This window comes from Thermosynechococcus sp., from assembly GCF_046299635.1.
GTDB lineage: Bacteria > Cyanobacteriota > Cyanobacteriia > Thermosynechococcales > Thermosynechococcaceae > Thermosynechococcus.
Genome location: NZ_JBKBHV010000045.1, coordinates 1 through 2948, shown reverse-complemented (window position 1 = coordinate 2948; position 2948 = coordinate 1). Strand labels below are relative to the sequence as shown.

The 2948-nt window shown below is 52.4% G+C and carries 2 protein-coding genes and 2 pseudogenes; all 4 read right to left on the bottom strand.

Going from position 1 to position 2948, the window contains the following annotated elements; all coding sequences use genetic code 11:
- Positions 1-932: pseudogene (locus tag ACK4IR_RS12235) on the bottom strand (hypothetical protein); the annotation flags it as partial.
- Between the two features lie 115 nt (positions 933-1047).
- The gene (argB, locus tag ACK4IR_RS12230; RefSeq protein ID WP_409874631.1) at positions 1048-1935 is read right to left on the bottom strand and encodes an acetylglutamate kinase; all 888 of its coding nucleotides are present in this window, start codon (positions 1933-1935) and stop codon (positions 1048-1050) included.
- 19 nt (positions 1936-1954) lie between these two features.
- Positions 1955-2425: an SRPBCC family protein gene (locus ACK4IR_RS12225; protein WP_409874632.1), complete on the bottom strand. Its 471-nt coding sequence runs from the start codon at positions 2423-2425 to the stop codon at positions 1955-1957.
- Positions 2422-2948: pseudogene (locus tag ACK4IR_RS12220) on the bottom strand (hypothetical protein); the annotation flags it as partial. The gene ACK4IR_RS12225 and the pseudogene ACK4IR_RS12220, both read right to left, overlap by 4 nt.

Below are 2948 nucleotides of genomic sequence, written 5' to 3'. Positions count from 1 at the left end.
CAACAAGCTGAAATTGAGTAATTCCTCCCGCTGGTCGTCTGCCGCTTCACCAGCACTGCGGCACTTTTCAGGTAGGCCGCCACCACATCAACTGTTTGACCACCCACCTCTTGCCACTTCATTGCAGTGAAGTGCCGAATCATCGCTTTCAGCCAGCCATGAAATCGCTGCCGCAATGTTGACCCCCGCTTGCCCCCTTTCGGTCGCCACGCCTTCAGATGCTCAAACACAATTGCTTGAGCATTGAACTGTTGGGGAATGGCCACAATCCGCTTCGAGACATGGTGGGCAATGTGGCGGTTAATCTGACAACACTTCCAATAGGTTTGAGAGCAGAATCTCTTGTGGAGTTTTCCACCCTTTCCCATCGTTTTCTTGGCTCTAGTGGATACGGATTTCAGTGGCTTGTCCCGACGGTCTATGTCTCTTTCAAGGTGAATGAACGCCCTGTGAATTACAGTGCCGTCAAAGGTCACCACTGAAACCGTTGCTGTGGTGTTGAGGCCGAGGTCAACGCCAACTACATTGGTATTGGGCTGCCGCTGTTCAGGAGAACACTCAAAGAGAACCGACAAATGCCACCGCTTGCCATCGGTCATGAGTGAGGGAGATAACCGCTGGTTGGTCTCGACTCGATGCCGCTTCCCTCGGCAGGTGATGGCCACCGTCGTCCACACCCAATCCCTGCCCGTGCACACTTTCACTGTGGCTTGGTTTTCCCCATGAAGTTTGTAACACTGTCCTTTGTACAAAACGGGGTAGCATCGAGCCTTGGGATTGAGTGTCTGCGGTTTCTCATCCCGTCTTTTGCGCGTCCCTGATTGCCATTGCTGATAGCGAGTGACAAAGCTAAACCTTGACCGTTTCAGCGAACCATTGATGCGGCTCAGCCGTTGGGTCGAGGTACCATTTGTCGGTGCGAATGATCCCATTTTGGGTTGGCATAGGATAAGTATATCAGGGCTACGACCGTTAATCTATTGGCCACTCCGCTTCGCTGAAGCCCCACCTGCGACGCGAGGAGGGGGGAGTGCAGGCTAAATTTGTTCAAGCAATGAAGGCGCGATCGTAGGCGGCATTGGAGCCAACAAGCATTGAGCCAATGCCCGAGTCGGTAAAAATTTCTAGTAAGAGGGCGTGAGGCACCCGACCATCAATAATGTGCGCTGCTTTCACGCCTTGGGCGAGCGATCGCACGCAACAAGTGACTTTAGGAATCATGCCCCCAGAGACAACCCCCTCTTTAATGAGTTGCCGCGCTTCGGCAATATCAAGGCGATAAATGAGGGTACTGGGGTCACGATAATCGCGCAAAATGCCTGCCGTGTCCGTCAGTAAAATCAGCTTTTCAGCCCCCAAGGCCGCGGCAATCTCGCCGGCAACCGTATCAGCATTGATGTTGTAGGCTTGCCCTGTATCATCGGCTGCCACACTGGAAATAACGGGAATATACCCTTTCTCTACAAGCGCCGTAATCACGCGGGTGTCCACCCCCTGCACTTCACCGACAAAGCCAATGCTATCTTCCCCTTGAGCGCGGGCACGAATCAGGTTGCCATCTTTGCCGCATAACCCCACAGCTTTCCCGCCGGCCCGATTGATGAGGGTCACAATTTCTTTGTTCACCCGACCCACCAAGACCATCTCCACTACATCCATCGTCGCGGCATCGGTAACGCGCAGCCCATTTTTGAATTGGGGTTCAATGTTGAGCTTGCCGAGCCAAGTATTGATCTCTGGACCACCACCATGGACAACCACCGGGCGAATGCCAACATAGGAGAGAAAGACAATATCGCGAATGACGGAATCTTTGAGCTGCTCCTCCTTCATGGCGGCGCCACCGTATTTGACGACAAAGGTACGCCCGGCAAAGGCTTGAAGGTAGGGCAGGGCTTCACTGAGAACACGAACGCGATCGCTATCGCTGAGCATAGAATTCTCTCTCGTCAGTCTAAAAACCTAAACAGGGGTCAATAGGGGGCTTAGCAGAGGGGGGTTCCTTCTCAGCGGCGATCGCCAAGCGGGCGGCCAACACTGCCGCATAATCCCGAATCAGAGACCAGATCAGCGGCGCAAGCCATCCCCGCAACATCACTGAGCAGGAAATCTGACTCCCACAAACGGTTGATTCTAAACGATAGGTCACCCGTTCCTCTACCCCCGGCAGAACCAAAATGCGGATACTCAACAGTTTCCCCGGTGAGACACGTTCGACAAAAATCTGAATCGGCCAGGGAATCCAACGGGTCATTGCTTGGAAAATAAACCCCGGCTTGGGGACGAGGCCGTAGGGCACATTTGTGCGCAAAATCAAGGGATGCCACGACACATCGGCCAAATTCACCACTTTGCGCCAAATCAAGTCCACCGATGCAGAGCTAAGGGCTTGATAGGTGCCTGCCAACGGCCAACTGTAGGTCATTTGTTGTTTTTTCTTGTGTTGAGGACGGCGATCGGCCACAGTCTCGTTACCCTGATATTCCTGACGATTTGGACACCAAGAAAGAATAACAAAGTGAGCATCTGACGGACGCTTTTAGAGCGAATTTTTCGACGACTTTTGCTGACCATTTGAGAAGTTTCAAACGATGGCAAAAGAATTATGTCGAAATGCTCCTGCACCAAGTGTTGGATTTTAGCTCTTATCCGAACAGCGGCTTTCTTGAGGCGTCTTTTCTGCGCACTAGCGGCTTGGCTGATTTTGGAAACCAGTTTATCCAGCTTGAAGCACAGCTTTTGAATCTGCAAATTGGCATCAATCCCAAGCCATCCATAGGACGACTCGGAAAAGAACGTGAGGAAGGTGCGGACACCGGGGTCTAAGGCAACCACTCGACCTTGGTTCTCAGTCTGACGCGGTTGCACTTCTTCAGAAACAATCAGATAATACTCGCCATAGGCAAGCGTTAACCGACCGTCGCTGAAACTTTTCGGTAATCGCTCCT